The following is a 15,531-nucleotide window of genomic DNA, read 5'->3' on the forward strand; positions in this document are numbered from 1 at the left end:
TTGGTCCCTCCCCTCAATGCGTCGCGGCCGGGGCGTCATGCCCGGTCTCGGTCTGGGTGTCGGTTGTGTGCCCGTCGGTGGCGGTGCCATCCGTTGCGTGGCCGTCTTCGGAGCGCATTTCCTCGATCACCTCCATATGGCCGTGATCATGGGCGCCGATCCGGGCGGCCTCCTGCGCGCGCGCCTCGGCCCCTGCCAGCACCGCATCGGTATATTGCACGGGCGTGAAGAGCTGGGCGGACGTGGCTTGCAGCCAGGTGCTTGCCGGTCCTGCCAGCACGGTCAGCGCGACCGAGCCTGCCAGCAGGATCCCCGTGGCGGTGAAGGCCAGCGCGGGCGAGCTTGCATCTTTCGAGGGTTGCGGCCGCTCGTCCTCCTCGGCCTCGACCGCGTAGGAGCGCCAGAACACCTGGCTGCCCGCGCGCCCGAAACCGACGATGGCGATGAGCGAGGTGATCAGCACCACGGCCCAGAGCCCCCATTGTCCGCGCGTGGCATCGAGGATCATCAGCTTGCCGAGGAAGCCCGAGAGCGGCGGCATCCCCGCCATCGCGATCGCGCCCGCGAAGAACAGCGCCGCGATCAGCCCATGCTGGGCGATCTTCGGCGCATCGGTAAGCGCCAGCCCCCAGCGCCCCCGGCGCTCGCGCACCAGATCAGCGATCAGGAACAGCGCGGCGGCGACCAGCGTGGAATGGACCATGTAGTAGAGCCCCGCCGAGGTCGCCCCTTGGGTGAATTGCGCGAAGGCCAGCATCATCGTGCCGACCGATCCGATCACCGAATAGGCGACCACCCGACCGAGCGAGCGCGCGCCGAGAATGCCGACCATGCCGATCACCAGCGTCACCATCGCGGCGGGCAACAGGATGTCATGGGCAAGCGTCCCGGTCGTGCCGGTGATCGGGAAGATCAGCGTATAGACCCGCACGATCGCATAGACGCCCACCTTGGTCATGATCGCGAACAGCGCCGCTACCGGGCCGGGCGCGTTGGTATAGGTCGCGGGCAACCAGAACTGGAACGGCACCAACGCGGCCTTCACCGCGAACACCAGCATCAAAAGCGCAGCACCCACCTTGATCAGCGCGCTCTGATCGGCGGGCATCTGCGCCACTTTCACCGCCAGATCGGCCATGTTGAGCGTGCCCGCCACCGCGTAGATCGTGCCGAGCGCGAACAGGAACAGGGTCGAGCCCGCGAGGTTGTAGACGACATATTGCACGCCCGATTTCAGCCGCGCGCGCCCGCCTCCGTGGATCATCAGACCATAAGAGGCGATCAGCAGAACCTCGAAGAAAACGAAGAGGTTGAAGGCGTCGCCCGTCAGGAAGGCGCCGTTGATCCCCATCATCTGGAACTGCATCAACGAGTGGAAATGCCAGCCGCGCTTGTCCCAGCCCGAGCCGATCGCATAGAGCACGATCACGAGGCCGAGGATCGAGGTCAGCAGCAGCATCAGCGCCGAGAGCCGGTCGAGCACCAGAACGATCCCGTAGGGCGGCTCCCAGTTGCCGAGGCGGTAGACCTCGGGCGGCCCCATCGAGGCCGACACCATCAGCACGATCGCCAGCACCAGAAGCACCGACATGCCGAGGATCGAGGCCACGCGCTGCGTGACCAGATCGTAACGCATCCACAGCACGATCAGCGGCGCGAGCATTGCCGGGATGACGACCGGCGCGATGATCCAGTGGTCCATCATTGGCCGTCCTCCTCGCCATCGAGGTCGATCCGGTCATTGCTCGCCTCGATGAAGGCGCCGAGCGCGAGCATCACCACCACGGCGGTCATCCCGAAAGAGATCACGATCGCGGTCAGCACCAGCGCCTGCGGGATCGGGTCGGTATAGGAGGTCACACCGTCACGCAGGATCGGCGGCTGATTGATGACCAGACGACCCGTGGCGAACAGGAACACGTTGACCGCGTAGGACAGCAGCGACATGCCCACCACGACGGGGAAGCTGCGCAGGCGCAGGATCATGTAGATGCCGGCGGCGGTCAGCACGCCGATGGCGGAAGCGACAAGCAGTTCCATCAGTGATCGCCTCCGTTGGTCTTCTTGTTCTCGTGGATCGTGTCACGCTCGGCCTGGGTCGCCTCCGGTGCGGCGCGGGCGGTCTTCCACCAGCGGCGGGGCACCTTGGCCTCGGGCGGGTATGGCCCGGCGGCGAGCGGGGCAAGCACCCGCGCCTCGGGTTTCTCGGCCGCGATATGCGCGCCATCCTCGCCTCCCTGCTCGCCCATCGCGGCACGCCGCGCGAGGCGGCTCAGGCCGCCCAGCGCCAGCATGACGGAGCCGACGACGCCCAGGAACACGCCAAGATCGAAGCCTGCCGCGGTTGCCAGTTCGAACTTCTCGAGGCCCGGCAGTTTCACATAGCCGAAATCGGAGGTGAGGAAGGGCATGTCGTTGAAGAACGCCCCCGCCCCGGTGATCCCGGCGACCAGCACACCTGCCGCGATCAGCACGTGGTAATAGACCTTCTGGCGCGCCTGGGTCCAGGCGAAGCCCGAGGCCATGTATTGCGTGACCAGCGCGATCGCCACGACCAGACCGGCGATGAAACCGCCGCCCGGCTGGTTATGCCCGCGCAGGAAGATATAGAGCCCGACCACCAGCGCGATCGGCATCATCACGCGGGTCACGATCAGCAGCATCAGCGGGTGCTTGTCGCCGCCACGCGCCACATCCGGCCGCCACGCGATCAGCTTGCGCGACGACGCGCCCTGCAGCAACGCCTCGGTCAGCGCGAAGATCACCAGCGCCGCGATGCCAAGCACCGTGACCTCGCCGTAAGTATCGTAGCCCCGGAAGTCGACGAGGATCACGTTCACCACATTGTCGCCGCCCGCGAGGTTGTAGCTGTTGTCGAGCATGTAACCCGACATCGTCGGGAAGGCGAAATCGCGGGTCATCAGCGCATAGATCAGCCCCGTCACCGCGACGCCCGCGACGATGGCGAGACCCGCGTCGAAGCCGAGCTTCATCCGGCTCGATTCCGTCTTCGTGACCTTGGGCAGGAAGTTCAGCGCCAAGAGCATCAACACCGCCGTCACCACCTCGACCGAGATCTGCGTCAGCGCGAGGTCCGGCGCCGAGAGGAAGATGAAGGAGATCGAGACGATCAGCCCGACGATCCCGATCATCACCAGCGCGAGGATACGGTTGTGGTGGAAGGCCACGATCGAGAGTGCCGCCGTCAGCAGCAGAATCCACGCCGCGATGGCCGCGCCGTTGACCGGGGTGAGCTCGCGCGTCGGCGCCCCGATCGTGCCGGTCGAGAAGGCGTAAAGCCCCGCCGCGACCGAGGCCACGGTGAACAGCATCAGGTAGCGCGCCATCGAGCCCGTATGCAGGCCCTGCGTGATGAAGGCCGCCAGCGCCTGCGCCTTGTCGATGATCCAGTCGAAGATCGCCTTCGCCTCGGGGCGCGGGGTCTTGTCCCAGATCTTTTGCAGCGGCGCATGGGCGCCGAGGAAGATGATACCGCCGATCACCGCGATGGCCGACATGATCAGCGCCGGGGTCACCCCGTGCCAGATCTTGAGCGGGTGCATGTGATAGCCGCCGCCCACGACCGCGTTCGTCGCCATCTGGACATAGGGCCCGGCCACCGCCATCGGGAAGAGACCGATTGCGAGCACGAGGACCACGAGGAAACCGGGGCTCAGCCACATCCCGAAATTCGGGTCATGCGGTTTCTTCGGCAGGTCCTCCGAGACCGGGCCGAAGAAGGCGTGGGTGATGAAGCGGAAGGCGTAAGTTGCCGAGAACAGCGCCGCGAGCGTCGCCATCGCCGGGATCAGCCAGTCATTGTTGAGCCAGCTCGTATGGGCGGCGGCCTCGAGCATCATCTCTTTCGAGAGGAACCCGTTGAAGAAGGGAATACCCGCCATCGACAGCGCCGCGATGGTCGCGATGGTGAAGGTGATCGGCATCAGCTTGCGCAGCCCCGAGATCCGGGTCAGGTCGCGCGTGCCTGTCTCGTGATCGACGATGCCCGCGCTCATGAAGAGCGCCGCCTTGAAGGTCGCATGGTTGATGATGTGGAACACCGCGGCCAGCGCGCCTGCCTCGGTGCCAAGGCCCAGCATGAAGGTGATCAGCCCGAGATGCGAGACGGTCGAGAAGGCCAGAAGCGCCTTCATGTCATGCTTGAAGATCGCGATCAGCGCCGCGATGAACATCGTGAAGAGCCCGACCGAGGCCACGATATAGAACCATTCCGGCGTGCCCGAGAGCACCGGCCACATCCGCGCCATCAGGAAGAGCCCCGCCTTCACCATCGTCGCCGAGTGCAGATAGGCCGAGACGGGCGTGGGGGCCGCCATCGCGTGGGGCAGCCAGAAATGGAACGGGAACTGGGCGGATTTGGTGAACGCGCCCCCAAGGATCAGCAGCAGCGCCGGGATGTAGTAGGGGCTCGCCTGGATCGCATCCTTGTGCTTGAGGATCTCCGAGATGTCGTAGCTGCCCGCGATATGGCCGAGGATCAGCATCCCCGCGATCATCGACAGCCCGCCCATCCCGGTCACGGTCAGCGCCATCCGCGCGCCCTGACGGCCTTCGGGCAGGTGCTTCCAATAGCCGATGAGCAGGAAGGACGAGAGCGAAGTCAGCTCCCAGAAGATCAGCAGGAGCAGGATATTGTCCGACAGAACAATGCCCACCATCGCGCCCTGGAACAGCAGCAGGTAGGTATAGAACTGACCGACCGGATCGCGGTTCGACAGGTAGTAGCGCGCATAGAGGATGATCAGCAGACCGATCCCGAGGATCAGCGTCGCAAACAGCATCCCCAGGCCGTCGATCCAGAAATTAACGTTCAGACCCAGCCAGGGCAGCCAGTCGATCTTGGTCTCGACCACACCCCCGGCCAGCACCGTCGGCAGGTTCAACAGGAGCCCCAGCAGCGCGAGCCCGGTAAAGAGCGCGGCGACCGCGGCGGCATTGTTGCGTCCGGTGCGGATCAGGATCGACGGCAGGGCAGCGCCAAGGAAGGGCAAGGCGGCGATCAGGGCAGGCGACATTTTCTCTCCGGTCCGTTCTTTGGCGGGCCTTGGGGCGAAAGATGCGCGCGCATTGCTCCCCCCCGCGCAAGCTTTCCTTTACCTGCGCATGAGGGTCTCGCCTGTCAAGCGCCGTGGGGCGGAATCAGCGCCAGAATCGCCCCGGATTCGACCGTTAGCGCCCACAAAGCCCGGTCGCCCGCCATCCTTCAGGATTTCGCACTCGCAGCGAACTGTGATCGGAAGAGCGCAACATCGGCGGGAAACCGCGCTTTTCTGCGCATGGATGGGCAGGGTTATGCAAATTTCGCATGGCTCGGCCCCTCCGGCGGCTCCGAGCGCGCAAGACCTCTTGCAAGTTTCGCGACCCTGTGACTATGCAAAAATCGATCCGCTCCTATTTAAGGACGCGAAGCGACTGTTATCGCAGGGAAACACATGCCTCATTCCCGCACCTTGCCAGTGTCCAATCTTACCCGCCGCCAGCTTCTGCGCGCCGGCTCCGCAATGGGCTGCCTCGCCGCAGCGGGCCTCGTTCCGCGCCCTCTCATGGCGCAGGACGCACAACCTGCGGGCGATGCCGCGCCGGCGACTGCCGCACCCGCTGCACCGCAGCAAACGCCCTTCTCGTTCGACGCGCTCGCCGCCGAGATGCAGCAGGCCGCGAAAGGCGACCCGGTACCGCCCGCGACCAGCTCGGCGGATTTCCTCAGCAAGCTGACCTATGACAGCTACCGGCTGATCCGTTTCGACCCCGCGAAAGCGCGTTTCGCCGATATAGAGAACACGCGTTTCGAGCTTCAGGCCTTCCATCTGGGCTGGCTTTTCAAGGAGCCGGTGCAGCTTTTTACCGTCGAGGCCGACCAGTCGCGCCCGATGGAATTCAACACCGACGATTTCATCTACGAGCGCGAGGCGCGCCAGATCGTCCCCGAACACGCCGCCCTTCCGGGCGTCGCGGGTTTCCGCCTGCATAGCCCGATCAACCGCCCCGACATCATGGACGAGCTGATCGCGTTTCAGGGCGCCTCCTATTTCCGCGCGCTCGGCCGCGGTTCGGCCTATGGGCTTTCGGCCCGTGGGCTTGCGGTGAATACCGGCTTGTCCGTCGCAGAGGAATTCCCGCGCTTCACCCGGTTCTGGATCGAGACTCCGCAACCGGGCGCGAATACGATCACGGTCTATGCTGCGATGAACTCGCAATCTCTGACCGGCGCCTATCGCTTCGTCATCACCCCCGGCGAAGCGACGGTGATGGATGTGACCGCACGGCTCTTCATCCGTGCCGATATCCAGCAGCTCGGCGTCGCACCCCTGACCTCGATGTTCCTTTATGGCCCGCGCAACCGCTCGGATTTCGACGATTACCGTCCGAAAGTGCATGACAGCGACGGGCTCGCGATCGAGCAGGCCGATGGCGACAAGATCTGGCGTCCGCTGCAGAACCCCGGCAAGCTCGCGTCGTCCTATTTCTCGGAAGTTGCGCCCAAGAGCTTCGGCCTTTATCAGCGCGACCGCGACTTCGACCATTACCAGGACGCCTCGGCCCATTATGAGCGCCGCCCCTCGGTGCGCGTGACCCCGAAAGGCGACTGGGGCAAAGGGATGGTGCGGCTCGTCGAGATCCCGTCGAACCTCGAAGTGAATGACAACATCGTGGCCTTCTGGGTGCCCGAAGCGCCCGCGAAGGCTGGCGATGCGCTGGAATTCGCCTATCGGCTGGAATGGGGTGACCTGCCCCCCGATCCGGCGGATACCCGCGCTCATATCGAGGAGACGCGGGCGGGCGAAGGTGGCGTCTCGGGCGTGGAAAACACCAAGGGCACCCGGAAATTCGTCATTGATTTCAAGGACGGAGAGATTTCGCGCCTGCCCGGATCGGCGGCCGACAAGATCAAACCGGTCACCCATGCCAGCAAGGGCAAGATCGTCACCCAGACGCTGTCGAAGGTGGAGCAGGACGGCGTGTGGCGGCTCGTGCTGGATGTTTCCGCCGATGGCGACGCGCCGGTGGAACTTTCCGCGCATCTATCGGGTTTCGGACGGAGCCTCTCCGAAACCTGGCTTTACCAGTGGAATAAATCATGATGTCCCATCTCGACCTGCCCGCAGTCCCCGCGATGACCGAGCAAGCCCGCCCCATGCGCCCCACCTCCCCCGAGGCGCTGATCGCTGGCCCCTGTGCGCTGCCCGCAGCTCCGATGGCAATGCCGCCGCAACAGATCGAGCCCGATCTGAGCCTGAGCACCCGCCTCGCGCGTCTGTTCACCCGCCGCCCCGTCGGGGAAGGCACCTGACATGACCGCGCTCACGCGTCCTCGCGGCGCCGTCCTGATCGCCCTGCGCGCCCTCGCGCTAGGGCTCTCGGCGCTGGCCGGCATCGGGGCTTTCGTGCTGTTTTTGCAATTCGGTCAGGCCGACGGGCTGCAGACGCTCGATGTCGTGCGCGCAGTGCTGATCCTGATCTCGACGCTCTGGCTCGCCTGGGGCGCAGTGCAGGCGCTGATCGGTTTGAGTTCGCGCGCCGCGCCGCCCGATTATGACACCCAAGCCCCGATCCGCGGGCGCACCGTTGTTCTCGTACCGGTCTATAACGAAGACCCGGTCGCGACCTTCTCGCGGGTGGCTGCGATGGATGCCTCTCTGGCCGCGACCCGCGACCCCGCCACGATCCATTTCGCGATCCTCTCGGATACCCGCAAGGACGACATCGCCGAGCGCGAGGCGCGCGTTTTTGCCCATCTCGTGGACGAGCGGAACGGGCTTGGCCGTTTCTTCTACCGCCGCCGGATCAACAATATCGGCAAGAAGGCGGGCAATATCGAGGATTTCATCACCCGCTCGGGCGCGGCCTATGATTACGCGCTGATCCTCGACGCCGACAGCCTGATGGAAGGCGAGACGATCCTGCAGATGATCCGCCGGATTGAGGCCGAGCCGCGTCTGGGCCTGCTGCAAACCCTGCCCAAGGTGATCCGGGGCCGCTCGCGCTTTGCCCGTGCGATGCAATTCTCGGCAAGCTTCTTCTCGCCGGTCTTTGCGCGCGGCCTCGCGATGCTGCAAGGCAAGACCGGCCCGTTCTGGGGCCATAACGCCATCGTTCGCACCCGCGCCTTTGCCGAGAGCTGTGGCCTGCCCGCGCTGAAGGGTGAGCCGCCCTTCGGGGGCCATGTCATGAGCCACGACTATGTCGAGGCGGCGCTGCTGGCGCGCAAGGGCTGGCTGGTGCGGCTCGACGACGATCTGGAAGGGTCGTTCGAGGAGGGCCCGGAGAACATCGTCGATCACGCCAAGCGCGACCGCCGCTGGTGCCAGGGCAACCTGCAACATGCGCGCATCATCGGGGCTCCGGGGCTGCGCGGCTGGTCCCGCTTCGTCTTTGCGCAAGGCATCATGGCCTATATCGCGCCGCTGTTCTGGCTGGGCTTCCTCGCGGCCTCGATCGCGGCACCTTTGTTCGTGCCGCCGCCGGATTACTTCCCCGAACCCTACTGGCCCTTCCCCTACTTCCCGCCATCCGAGGCCTCGAAAGCGATCGGCCTCGCCATCGGCATCTTCGGACTTCTGCTGGTGCCGAAACTGCTGATCGCGGGCCGCGCGGCGCTGATCGGTTCGGCGCGCGGTTTTGGTGGCGGCACATTGGCCTTCGCCTCGACGCTGGCGGAACTGATGTTTTCTTCGCTCACCGCTCCGGTGCTTCTGGCCTTCGCGACACGCTCCGTCTTCCAGGTACTGATGGGGCGTGACGGCGGCTGGCCCACGAACAATCGCGGCGACGGGCGCATGAGCCTCACCGAGGGGTTCGCGGCGTCTTGGTGGATCGTCGCGATCGGCCTTGGCGGGCTCGTGCTGACCGATCTGCTCGCGCCGGGGCTGCTGCTGTGGCTTCTGCCGGTCGGGTTGCCGATGATCGCCGCTCCCTGGCTGATTTCGTGGTCCTCGCAGCCCTCACGTTCGCGACTGATGCTGGTGCCGAGCGAAGTGGCGACCCCGCGCGTGGTGGGCCTGCATGACGCGATCTTCACTCGCTGGGAGAACGCTTTCCCGACCCCCGACCCTGCCCAGCTCGCGCCGATAAGCGCGGCCTCCCGGAGCCCCGCCCATGCCTGAGCGCTCTGCCCCCCTGCCCATGAAAACCGGGCGCGACCTGCGGATCGACCTGTTCCGCGGCCTCGCGCTGATCATGATCTTCATCGATCATATCCCGGGTAATCTCTACGAGAATTTCACCTCGCGAAATCTGGGTTTCTCGGATGCAGCGGAAGGATTCGTCTTCATGTCGGGTCTGGCCGCCGCGCTGGCTTATGGGCCGGCGCTCGCGAAGGGGCTGAGCTGGGAGGGCACGTCGCGACTCTGGGGCCGCGCATGGCTTCTGTATCTGGTCCATATCCTCACGGCGGTCTGGGCGATCGCCATCGTCTCGGCCGCAGTGCAGTTCTGGGGCAACGAGGCGATGCTCGCGAAGAACGCCTTCAAGACCTATGGCAGCGATCCGTTCGGCTTCCTGATCGGGATCGCGACGCTCGGCCATCAGCTGGGCTACGTGAACATCCTGCCGATGTATATGGCGCTATTACTGATGGCGCCGGCGCTGATCCGGATCGGGCAGCGCAGCCAATGGGCCTTGCTGGCGACTTCGGTCGGGCTTTGGGCGGTGACGGGTCTGTTCCGGCTGAACGTGCCGAACTATCCGATGCAGGGAGGCTGGTTCTTCAATCCGCTCGCCTGGCAACTGGTGTTCAGCCTCGGCATCCTGACCGGGCTCGCGATCCGCGAGGGCAAGCGGCTGGTGCCGGTGCGCGGTTGGATCGTGGCACTCGCGGCGGGCTGGCTGATGCTGACCTTCGCCTGGGTCCACTCCGACTGGATGCTCGAGACCTTCGGTCACGGCACTTGGCAGTTGCGCCAATGGGGCGTGCCTTTCTTCATCGCGGGCTTCGACAAGACTTTCGTTTCGCTGCCGCGCCTGACGCATCTTCTGGCGCTCGTCTATATCCTCTCGCTGCCGGGGATCGTGCCGCGCATCGCCGCAGCGCGCGCAGTGGCGCCGATCCGGTTGCTGGGGCAGCATTCCCTGCCGATCTTTGCACTCGGGACGATCCTTGCCATCGCCGCGCAGGCGATCAAGCAGATCCATCCCGGCGGGCTGGGGCAGGACACGCTGATCATCGGGACGGGCCTGGCGCTGCAACTGGGCTTTGCGTTCGCGCGCGACCGGCTGGGACCGAAGGCGATCGCACGGCGCAAACGTCAGCGCGAAGTATCGGGGCCGCAGCTGGCCTTCGAGCCTACCGTTGCACTGAACGCGGGCAACAGCCCGGTGCCGATGCCACCGCGCCGGACCCGCTCTGCGGCACGCTGACGTGACCTCAGGGCGTGATGAGCCCGTCAGAGTTCCGCGTCTGCTCCTTGATAGCCTTCACTGCGGCCTGAACTTTCGGCGTGCGATGCAGATCCACATGGGTCACCAGCCATAGATCGGTGTCCCAGGTGTCATAGGGTTTCACCACCTCTTCAAGCGTCGGATCGGCGCGCCCCATCGGCACGGTCAGGAAGCCGAGACCAAGTCCGGCCTTGATCGCTTCTACCTGGCTTTCATGCTCGTTCGCCCGGAAGACCACCTGCTCGTCCGGTACGTTCTCACGCAGCCAGCGATAGAAAGGGGCGCGGCTGTCGCGGTTGTCGATCGAGACGAAGCGATGCTGCGCCAGCTCTTCCTTGGAGCGCGGAATGCCGTAGCGCTCGACATAGGCGTGGCTCGCGTAAAGCGCATTCTGCATCCGGCCCAGCGATTGCACGACGTTGTCGGGCTCAGTCGGGCGGTTGCCGGCGCGGATCGCGACATGGGCCTCGCCATATTCCAGCCGAAACACGCGCTGATCGGTGAGATAGCGCAGCCGAAGCCCCGGATATTCGCCAAGCAGCTTTTCCATCGCGGGCAACACCAGAACCGACACCGCGGTCAGAGAGGTCACGATCAACTCGCCCGTCACCTCTTCGCCCGCGCCCGCGATCCGGGCGGCGAGCTGGCTGAATTGATCTTCGGTCGCCTGCCCCACCGACAGCAATTGCTGGCCTGCCTCGGTCGGCGTGTAACCACGCGGATGGCGTTGGAAGAGCTTGGTTCCAAGCTTGTCCTCCAGCGCGTCGACATGGCGGATCACCGTTGCGTGGTGAACGCCCAGAACTTCCGCGGCTCCCGAAACGGTCCCGATCCGCGCGACCTGAAAGGCCGTGCGAATTTCGTCCCAGCTGTCAAAACCCATTTTGTGCACCCATGAACATTACATGCTCGATCATGCCCGTTGAGTTCCTAAATGCAATAGCCATCCTATAGGCCACCAACATTGTGAACGGAGCCCTCCCCCAATGACCAAGATTCTTCGGATCGACAGCTCGATCAAAGGCGATGCCTCGATTACCAAGCGCCTCACCGACAAGGTCGTCGACCAGCTCGGCGGAGAAGTGATCGCGCGCAACGCAACCACTATCCCGTCCATCGACGGCGCCTGGATCGGCGCGGCCTACACCCCGGCTGACCAGCGCAGCGACGAGCAGAAAGCCCTCCTCGCGCTTTCCGACGAACTGATCGCGGAACTGAAATCGGCCGACACCGTCGTGATCGGCTGCGGCGTCTACAACTTCGGCGTGACCGGCCCGCTCAAGGCCTGGATCGACCAGATCTGCCGCGTCGGCGAAACCTTCCGTTACACCGAAGCTGGTCCCGAAGGCCTCGCCGGGCCCAAGCGCGTGATCATCGCTTACGCGTCGGGCGGCGTGCCGGTCGGATCGGCCTTCGATTTCGCGACCCCCTATATCAAGCAGGTGCTCGGCTTCATCGGCATCTCCGATGTGACGATCATTGCCGCCGAAGGCGTTGCGGTCGATGAGAACGCCGCCGTTGCCAAGGCCGAAGAGCAGATTCTCCATCTCGCGGCCTAATCCGCGTCCCCTTCCTGTTCCTCCCCTGACTGGCCCCGTGGTTGACTCCGCGGGGCCTTTGTCATAATCCACGCGAGATTTCCCCGGAGGACGAATCCCTCCGGTCCCGGCATGCGGTCGGGATCGCCACCAGTCAGCGCGTTGCGCCCACTGGTGCGCTTGTCGTTTGTCACGGCCCCAAACCTAGGAGGGTGGCCCATGTTCGAAAGTCTATCAGAGCGCCTAGGCGGCGTCTTCGACCGGCTGACCAAACAAGGTGCGCTTTCCGCCGAGGACGTGAAAACCGCGCTGCGCGAAGTGCGCGTGGCGCTGCTTGAGGCCGATGTCTCGCTGCCCGTCGCGCGCCAGTTCATCAAGGCGGTCGAGGGCAAGGCCACGGGTGCTGCCGTCACCAAATCGGTCACCCCCGGCCAGCAGGTCGTGAAGATCGTCCATGACGAGCTGATCGCGATGCTCTCGGGCGAAGGCCCGGCCGATGCGCTCAAGATCGACAACCCGCCCGCGCCGATCCTGATGGTCGGTCTTCAGGGCTCGGGGAAAACCACCACCACCGCGAAGCTCGCCAAGCGTCTCAAGGACCGCGAAGGCAAGCGCGTGCTGATGGCCTCGCTCGACACCAACCGCCCGGCCGCCATGGAGCAGCTCGCGATCCTCGGCACTCAGATCGGCGTCGACACGCTGCCGATCGTGAAGGGCGAGAACGCGGTGCAGATCGCCAAGCGCGCCAAGCAGCAGGCAACTTTCGGCGGCTATGACGTCTACATGCTCGACACCGCGGGCCGTCTGCATATCGACGAAGTGCTGATGGATGAGGTGCAGGCGGTGCGCGACGTGGCGCAGCCGCGTGAAACGCTGCTCGTGGTCGATGGCCTGACCGGTCAGGATGCCGTCAACGTCGCGACCGAGTTCGACGAGAAGGTCGGCGTCTCGGGCGTCGTGCTGACCCGGATGGACGGCGACGGTCGTGGCGGTGCGGCGCTCTCGATGCGCGCGGTCACCGGCAAGCCGATCCGCTTCGTGGGTCTGGGCGAGAAGATGGACGCGCTCGAGACCTTCGAGGCCGAGCGTATCGCGGGCCGCATCCTCGGCATGGGCGATATCGTCGCCCTCGTGGAGCGCGCGCAGGAAACGCTGGAGAAGGAACAGGCGGAGCGCATGGCCAAGCGCTTCCAGAAAGGCCTGTTCAACATGAACGACATGCGTGGCCAGCTTGAGCAGATGCTCAAGATGGGCGGGATGCAGGGCGTCATGGGCATGATGCCGGGCATGGCGAAATACGCCAAGCAGGCCGAAGAGGCGGGCCTCAGCGACAAGACCATCCAGCACCAGATCGCGCTGATCAACTCGATGACCAAGCAGGAGCGTGCCAACCCGCAGCTGCTGCAAGCCAGCCGCAAGAAGCGTATCGCGGCGGGTGCGGGGCTTGAGGTTTCCGAGCTCAACAAGCTCCTGAAGATGCACCGTCAGATGGCCGACTCGATGAAGAAGATGGCCAAGATGGGCAAGGGCGGCATGCTCAAGCAGGCGATGAAGATGATGGGCGGCAAGGGCGGCATGCCCGATCTGGCGAACATGGACCCCGCCGAGGTCGAAGCCGCGGCGAAGGCGATGGGCGGCAAGCTGCCTCCGGGTGGCCTTGGTGGTCTCGGCGGCGCGCTGCCGCCGGGCCTGTCGGGCTTCGGCAAGAAGAAGTGATCCGATGACCGTCGCGCTGTCCCCCACTCCTGTTCTCGAGACCGAGCGTCTCGTGCTTCGCGCCCCGCAGGCGCGGGACTGGGAGGCATGGCGCGACTTCTACCTTTCCGAGCGCGGTCACTGGTTTCGCCCGGTCAAGAACCCCACCGCCGAAGATGCCTGGCGCAGCTTCGCGGCGATCACCGGCCATTGGGTTCTGCGCGGCTGGGGCATGTTCATCATGACCGAGCGCGGCTCGGATCAGGGTTTCGGCGCGGTCGGCCCCTGGATGCCCGAGAGCTGGCCCGAGGCGGAGATCGCCTGGTCGGTCTGGTCGCAGGACGCAGAGGGCAAGGGTTACGTGGCCGAGGCCGCGCGCGCCGTGATCGCCCATGCCTTCCGCGATCTGAACTGGTCCACCGCGGTCAGCTATATCGACCCGAACAACACCCGTTCGTCCGCACTGGCCGAACGTCTGGGCGCGCGCCCCGATCCGACCGCCGCCCATCCGGGCGAGCCGCCGATCGTGGTCTGGCGCCACCCCGAACCGCAGGAGGCCGCAGCATGAGCGACGCAATCACCCGTGCCGCCGAGCTTCTGAAGGAACATCGCGACAGCATCGACCGGCTCGATGCGGTCCTGATCTGGACGCTGGCCGAGCGCTTTGCCCAGACCAAGGCCGTGGGCAAGCTCAAGGCCGAGCACGCGCTCCCGCCCTCCGATCCCGCGCGCGAAGAACAGCAGATCGCGCGGCTCGAGAAACTGGCACTCGATTCCGGTCTCGACCCGGAATTTGCCAAGAAATTCCTTAACTTCGTGATTTCGGAAGTGATCCGTCACCACGAGAAATTCCAGAAATGACGGGCCAGATGGCCCGCTCACCAGCCATCCAAAGGAGATAACTGTCATGGCTATGAAGATCCGCCTCGCCCGTGGGGGCTCCAAGAAGCGTCCGTTCTACTCGATCGTCGCCTCCGACTCGCGCATGCCGCGTGACGGCCGCTTCATCGAGAAGCTGGGCACCTACAACCCGCTGCTGCCGAAAGACAGCGAAGAGCGCGTGAAGATGAACATGGAGCGCGTGAAGTACTGGCTGAGCCAGGGCGCCCAGCCGACCGACCGTATTGCCCGCTTCCTCGAAGCCGCTGGCGAAATGGAAAAGCAGGAACGCGCCAACATGAAGAAAGCCGTCCCGGGCAAGAAAGCTCAGGAACGCGCCGAAGAGAAAGCCGCGAAAGCTGCCGAGGCCGCTGAAGCTGCTGCCGCTCCGGCTGAAGAGGCTGCCGCGGAAGAATAATCCGCCAGCACGGTGGATGGCTGGCGGGCCGGGCGCTTCTCGCGTCCGGCCCCTGCCCCTTTCAGGACTGCTTTTCTCAGAATCAGGAGTACCGCATGACCCTTCCCGACCGTGTCTGTGTCGGCGCCATCGCCGGAGCATTCGGCGTGCAGGGCGAGGTGCGCCTGAAAAGCTTCTGCGCCGAGCCCGAGGATATCGTGGATTATGCGCCGCTTTACACCGAGGATGGCAGCCGCAGTTTCGACGTGACGCTCTCTCGCCCGCTCAAGAACGGGCTGGGCGTACACCTCTCGGGCGTTGAAACGAAGGAACAGGCCGATGCGCTGCGCGGCGTGACGCTCTGGACCGAGCGCGAGAACCTGCCCTCGCTGCCCGATGATGAATTCTATCATGCCGATCTGATCGGTCTCGAAGTGGTCGACACCGGCGGGGCGAAGCTCGGCACGGTGCGCGCGGTGCACAATCACGGCGCTGGCGATTTCCTCGAGATCTTCGCCCCGGGCCGCAAGCAGGCGCTGTTGCTGCCCTTTACCAAGGCCGCCGTGCCGACCGTCGACCTCGCCGCTGGCCGCATCGTCGCCGACCCGCCCGAGGACCTGTGAG

The 15,531-nt window shown here is 65.1% G+C and carries 14 protein-coding genes; 10 read left to right on the forward strand and 4 right to left on the reverse strand.

Annotated features, from left to right (window positions below; genetic code table 11):
• Positions 1–13: 13 nt before the first annotated feature.
• Genes TP2_RS05925 through TP2_RS05935 form a run of 3 tightly spaced genes read right to left on the reverse strand, consistent with a single transcriptional unit; the run spans position 14 to position 5,036 of the window.
• Positions 14–1,702 carry a monovalent cation/H+ antiporter subunit D gene (locus TP2_RS05925; protein ID WP_084714088.1) on the reverse strand — a complete coding sequence of 563 codons (1,689 nt, stop codon included), beginning with the start codon at positions 1,700–1,702 and terminating at the stop codon, positions 14–16.
• Positions 1,702–2,040, reverse strand: a complete 339-nt coding sequence (locus tag TP2_RS05930) for a Na+/H+ antiporter subunit C (RefSeq protein WP_038074823.1) — start codon at positions 2,038–2,040, stop codon at positions 1,702–1,704. The genes TP2_RS05925 and TP2_RS05930 overlap by 1 nt, the downstream gene beginning before the upstream one ends.
• The gene (locus tag TP2_RS05935; RefSeq protein ID WP_084714011.1) at positions 2,040–5,036 is read right to left on the reverse strand and encodes a monovalent cation/H+ antiporter subunit A; all 2,997 of its coding nucleotides are present in this window, start codon (positions 5,034–5,036) and stop codon (positions 2,040–2,042) included. Before TP2_RS05935 ends, TP2_RS05930 begins: the two co-directional genes overlap by 1 nt.
• A gap of 417 nt (positions 5,037–5,453) precedes the next feature.
• On the opposite strand from TP2_RS05935, the gene TP2_RS05940 reads away from it, so the two are divergent.
• From TP2_RS05940 to TP2_RS05955, 4 genes are read left to right on the forward strand one after another with little or no spacing between them, the layout of a single operon-like run.
• A complete protein-coding gene (locus TP2_RS05940; protein ID WP_038074824.1) occupies positions 5,454–7,103 on the forward strand; it encodes an OpgD/OpgG family glucan biosynthesis protein in 1,650 nt (549 codons plus the stop codon).
• On the forward strand, positions 7,100–7,312 hold the full coding sequence (locus TP2_RS05945) for a hypothetical protein (protein WP_157617056.1): 213 nt from the start codon (positions 7,100–7,102) through the stop codon (positions 7,310–7,312). The genes TP2_RS05940 and TP2_RS05945 overlap by 4 nt, the downstream gene beginning before the upstream one ends.
• Position 7,313: 1 nt before the next feature.
• Entirely contained in the window at positions 7,314–9,125 is a 1,812-nt protein-coding gene (gene mdoH / locus TP2_RS05950) for a glucans biosynthesis glucosyltransferase MdoH (RefSeq protein ID WP_038074832.1), read from the forward strand.
• On the forward strand, positions 9,118–10,377 hold the full coding sequence (locus TP2_RS05955; protein ID WP_051692259.1) for an OpgC family protein: 1,260 nt from the start codon (positions 9,118–9,120) through the stop codon (positions 10,375–10,377). The genes mdoH and TP2_RS05955 overlap by 8 nt, the downstream gene beginning before the upstream one ends.
• Before the next feature lie 7 nt (positions 10,378–10,384).
• Here TP2_RS05955 and TP2_RS05960 read toward each other — a convergent pair whose 3' ends face one another.
• Positions 10,385–11,281, reverse strand: a complete 897-nt coding sequence (locus TP2_RS05960) for a LysR family transcriptional regulator (RefSeq protein WP_038074834.1) — start codon at positions 11,279–11,281, stop codon at positions 10,385–10,387.
• Positions 11,282–11,384: 103 nt separating this feature from the next.
• Here TP2_RS05960 and TP2_RS05965 point away from each other — a divergent pair, with 103 nt between their 5' ends.
• From TP2_RS05965 to rimM, 6 genes are all read left to right on the forward strand, one after another.
• Complete coding sequence (locus TP2_RS05965) at positions 11,385–11,957, forward strand: FMN-dependent NADH-azoreductase (RefSeq protein WP_038074835.1); 573 nt, start codon at positions 11,385–11,387, stop codon at positions 11,955–11,957.
• Positions 11,958–12,155: 198 nt separating this feature from the next.
• Positions 12,156–13,652: a signal recognition particle protein gene (gene ffh / locus TP2_RS05970; RefSeq protein WP_038074836.1), complete on the forward strand. Its 1,497-nt coding sequence runs from the start codon at positions 12,156–12,158 to the stop codon at positions 13,650–13,652.
• 4 nt (positions 13,653–13,656) lie between these two features.
• Entirely contained in the window at positions 13,657–14,199 is a 543-nt protein-coding gene (locus tag TP2_RS05975; protein ID WP_038074839.1) for a GNAT family N-acetyltransferase, read from the forward strand.
• Positions 14,196–14,492: a chorismate mutase gene (locus TP2_RS05980; protein WP_038074840.1), complete on the forward strand. Its 297-nt coding sequence runs from the start codon at positions 14,196–14,198 to the stop codon at positions 14,490–14,492. Before TP2_RS05975 ends, TP2_RS05980 begins: the two co-directional genes overlap by 4 nt.
• 46 nt (positions 14,493–14,538) lie before the next feature.
• On the forward strand, positions 14,539–14,928 hold the full coding sequence (gene rpsP, locus TP2_RS05985) for a 30S ribosomal protein S16 (RefSeq protein ID WP_038074841.1): 390 nt from the start codon (positions 14,539–14,541) through the stop codon (positions 14,926–14,928).
• A 95-nt stretch (positions 14,929–15,023) separates the two neighbouring features.
• Positions 15,024–15,530 (forward strand): ribosome maturation factor RimM, encoded by a 507-nt coding sequence (gene rimM / locus TP2_RS05990; RefSeq protein ID WP_038074842.1) that lies wholly within the window; start codon positions 15,024–15,026, stop codon positions 15,528–15,530.
• Position 15,531 lies beyond the last annotated feature (1 nt).

It is taken from the genome of Thioclava pacifica DSM 10166 (assembly GCF_000714535.1).
In the GTDB taxonomy this organism is placed as follows: Bacteria; Pseudomonadota; Alphaproteobacteria; order Rhodobacterales; family Rhodobacteraceae; genus Thioclava; species Thioclava pacifica.

What these genes read in the sequence shown, in the direction of transcription:
- TP2_RS05925 (WP_084714088.1), bottom strand. Translation starts at nt 1,702, where the DNA reads ATGGACCACTGGATCATCGCGCCGGTCGTCATCCCGGCAATGCTCGCG.
- TP2_RS05930 (WP_038074823.1), bottom strand. Translation starts at nt 2,040, where the DNA reads ATGGAACTGCTTGTCGCTTCCGCCATCGGCGTGCTGACCGCCGCCGGC.
- TP2_RS05935 (WP_084714011.1), bottom strand. Translation starts at nt 5,036, where the DNA reads ATGTCGCCTGCCCTGATCGCCGCCTTGCCCTTCCTTGGCGCTGCCCTG.
- TP2_RS05940 (WP_038074824.1), top strand. Translation starts at nt 5,454, where the DNA reads ATGCCTCATTCCCGCACCTTGCCAGTGTCCAATCTTACCCGCCGCCAG.
- TP2_RS05945 (WP_157617056.1), top strand. Translation starts at nt 7,100, where the DNA reads ATGATGTCCCATCTCGACCTGCCCGCAGTCCCCGCGATGACCGAGCAA.
- mdoH (WP_038074832.1), top strand. Translation starts at nt 7,314, where the DNA reads ATGACCGCGCTCACGCGTCCTCGCGGCGCCGTCCTGATCGCCCTGCGC.
- TP2_RS05955 (WP_051692259.1), top strand. Translation starts at nt 9,118, where the DNA reads ATGCCTGAGCGCTCTGCCCCCCTGCCCATGAAAACCGGGCGCGACCTG.
- TP2_RS05960 (WP_038074834.1), bottom strand. Translation starts at nt 11,281, where the DNA reads ATGGGTTTTGACAGCTGGGACGAAATTCGCACGGCCTTTCAGGTCGCG.
- TP2_RS05965 (WP_038074835.1), top strand. Translation starts at nt 11,385, where the DNA reads ATGACCAAGATTCTTCGGATCGACAGCTCGATCAAAGGCGATGCCTCG.
- ffh (WP_038074836.1), top strand. Translation starts at nt 12,156, where the DNA reads ATGTTCGAAAGTCTATCAGAGCGCCTAGGCGGCGTCTTCGACCGGCTG.
- TP2_RS05975 (WP_038074839.1), top strand. Translation starts at nt 13,657, where the DNA reads ATGACCGTCGCGCTGTCCCCCACTCCTGTTCTCGAGACCGAGCGTCTC.
- TP2_RS05980 (WP_038074840.1), top strand. Translation starts at nt 14,196, where the DNA reads ATGAGCGACGCAATCACCCGTGCCGCCGAGCTTCTGAAGGAACATCGC.
- rpsP (WP_038074841.1), top strand. Translation starts at nt 14,539, where the DNA reads ATGGCTATGAAGATCCGCCTCGCCCGTGGGGGCTCCAAGAAGCGTCCG.
- rimM (WP_038074842.1), top strand. Translation starts at nt 15,024, where the DNA reads ATGACCCTTCCCGACCGTGTCTGTGTCGGCGCCATCGCCGGAGCATTC.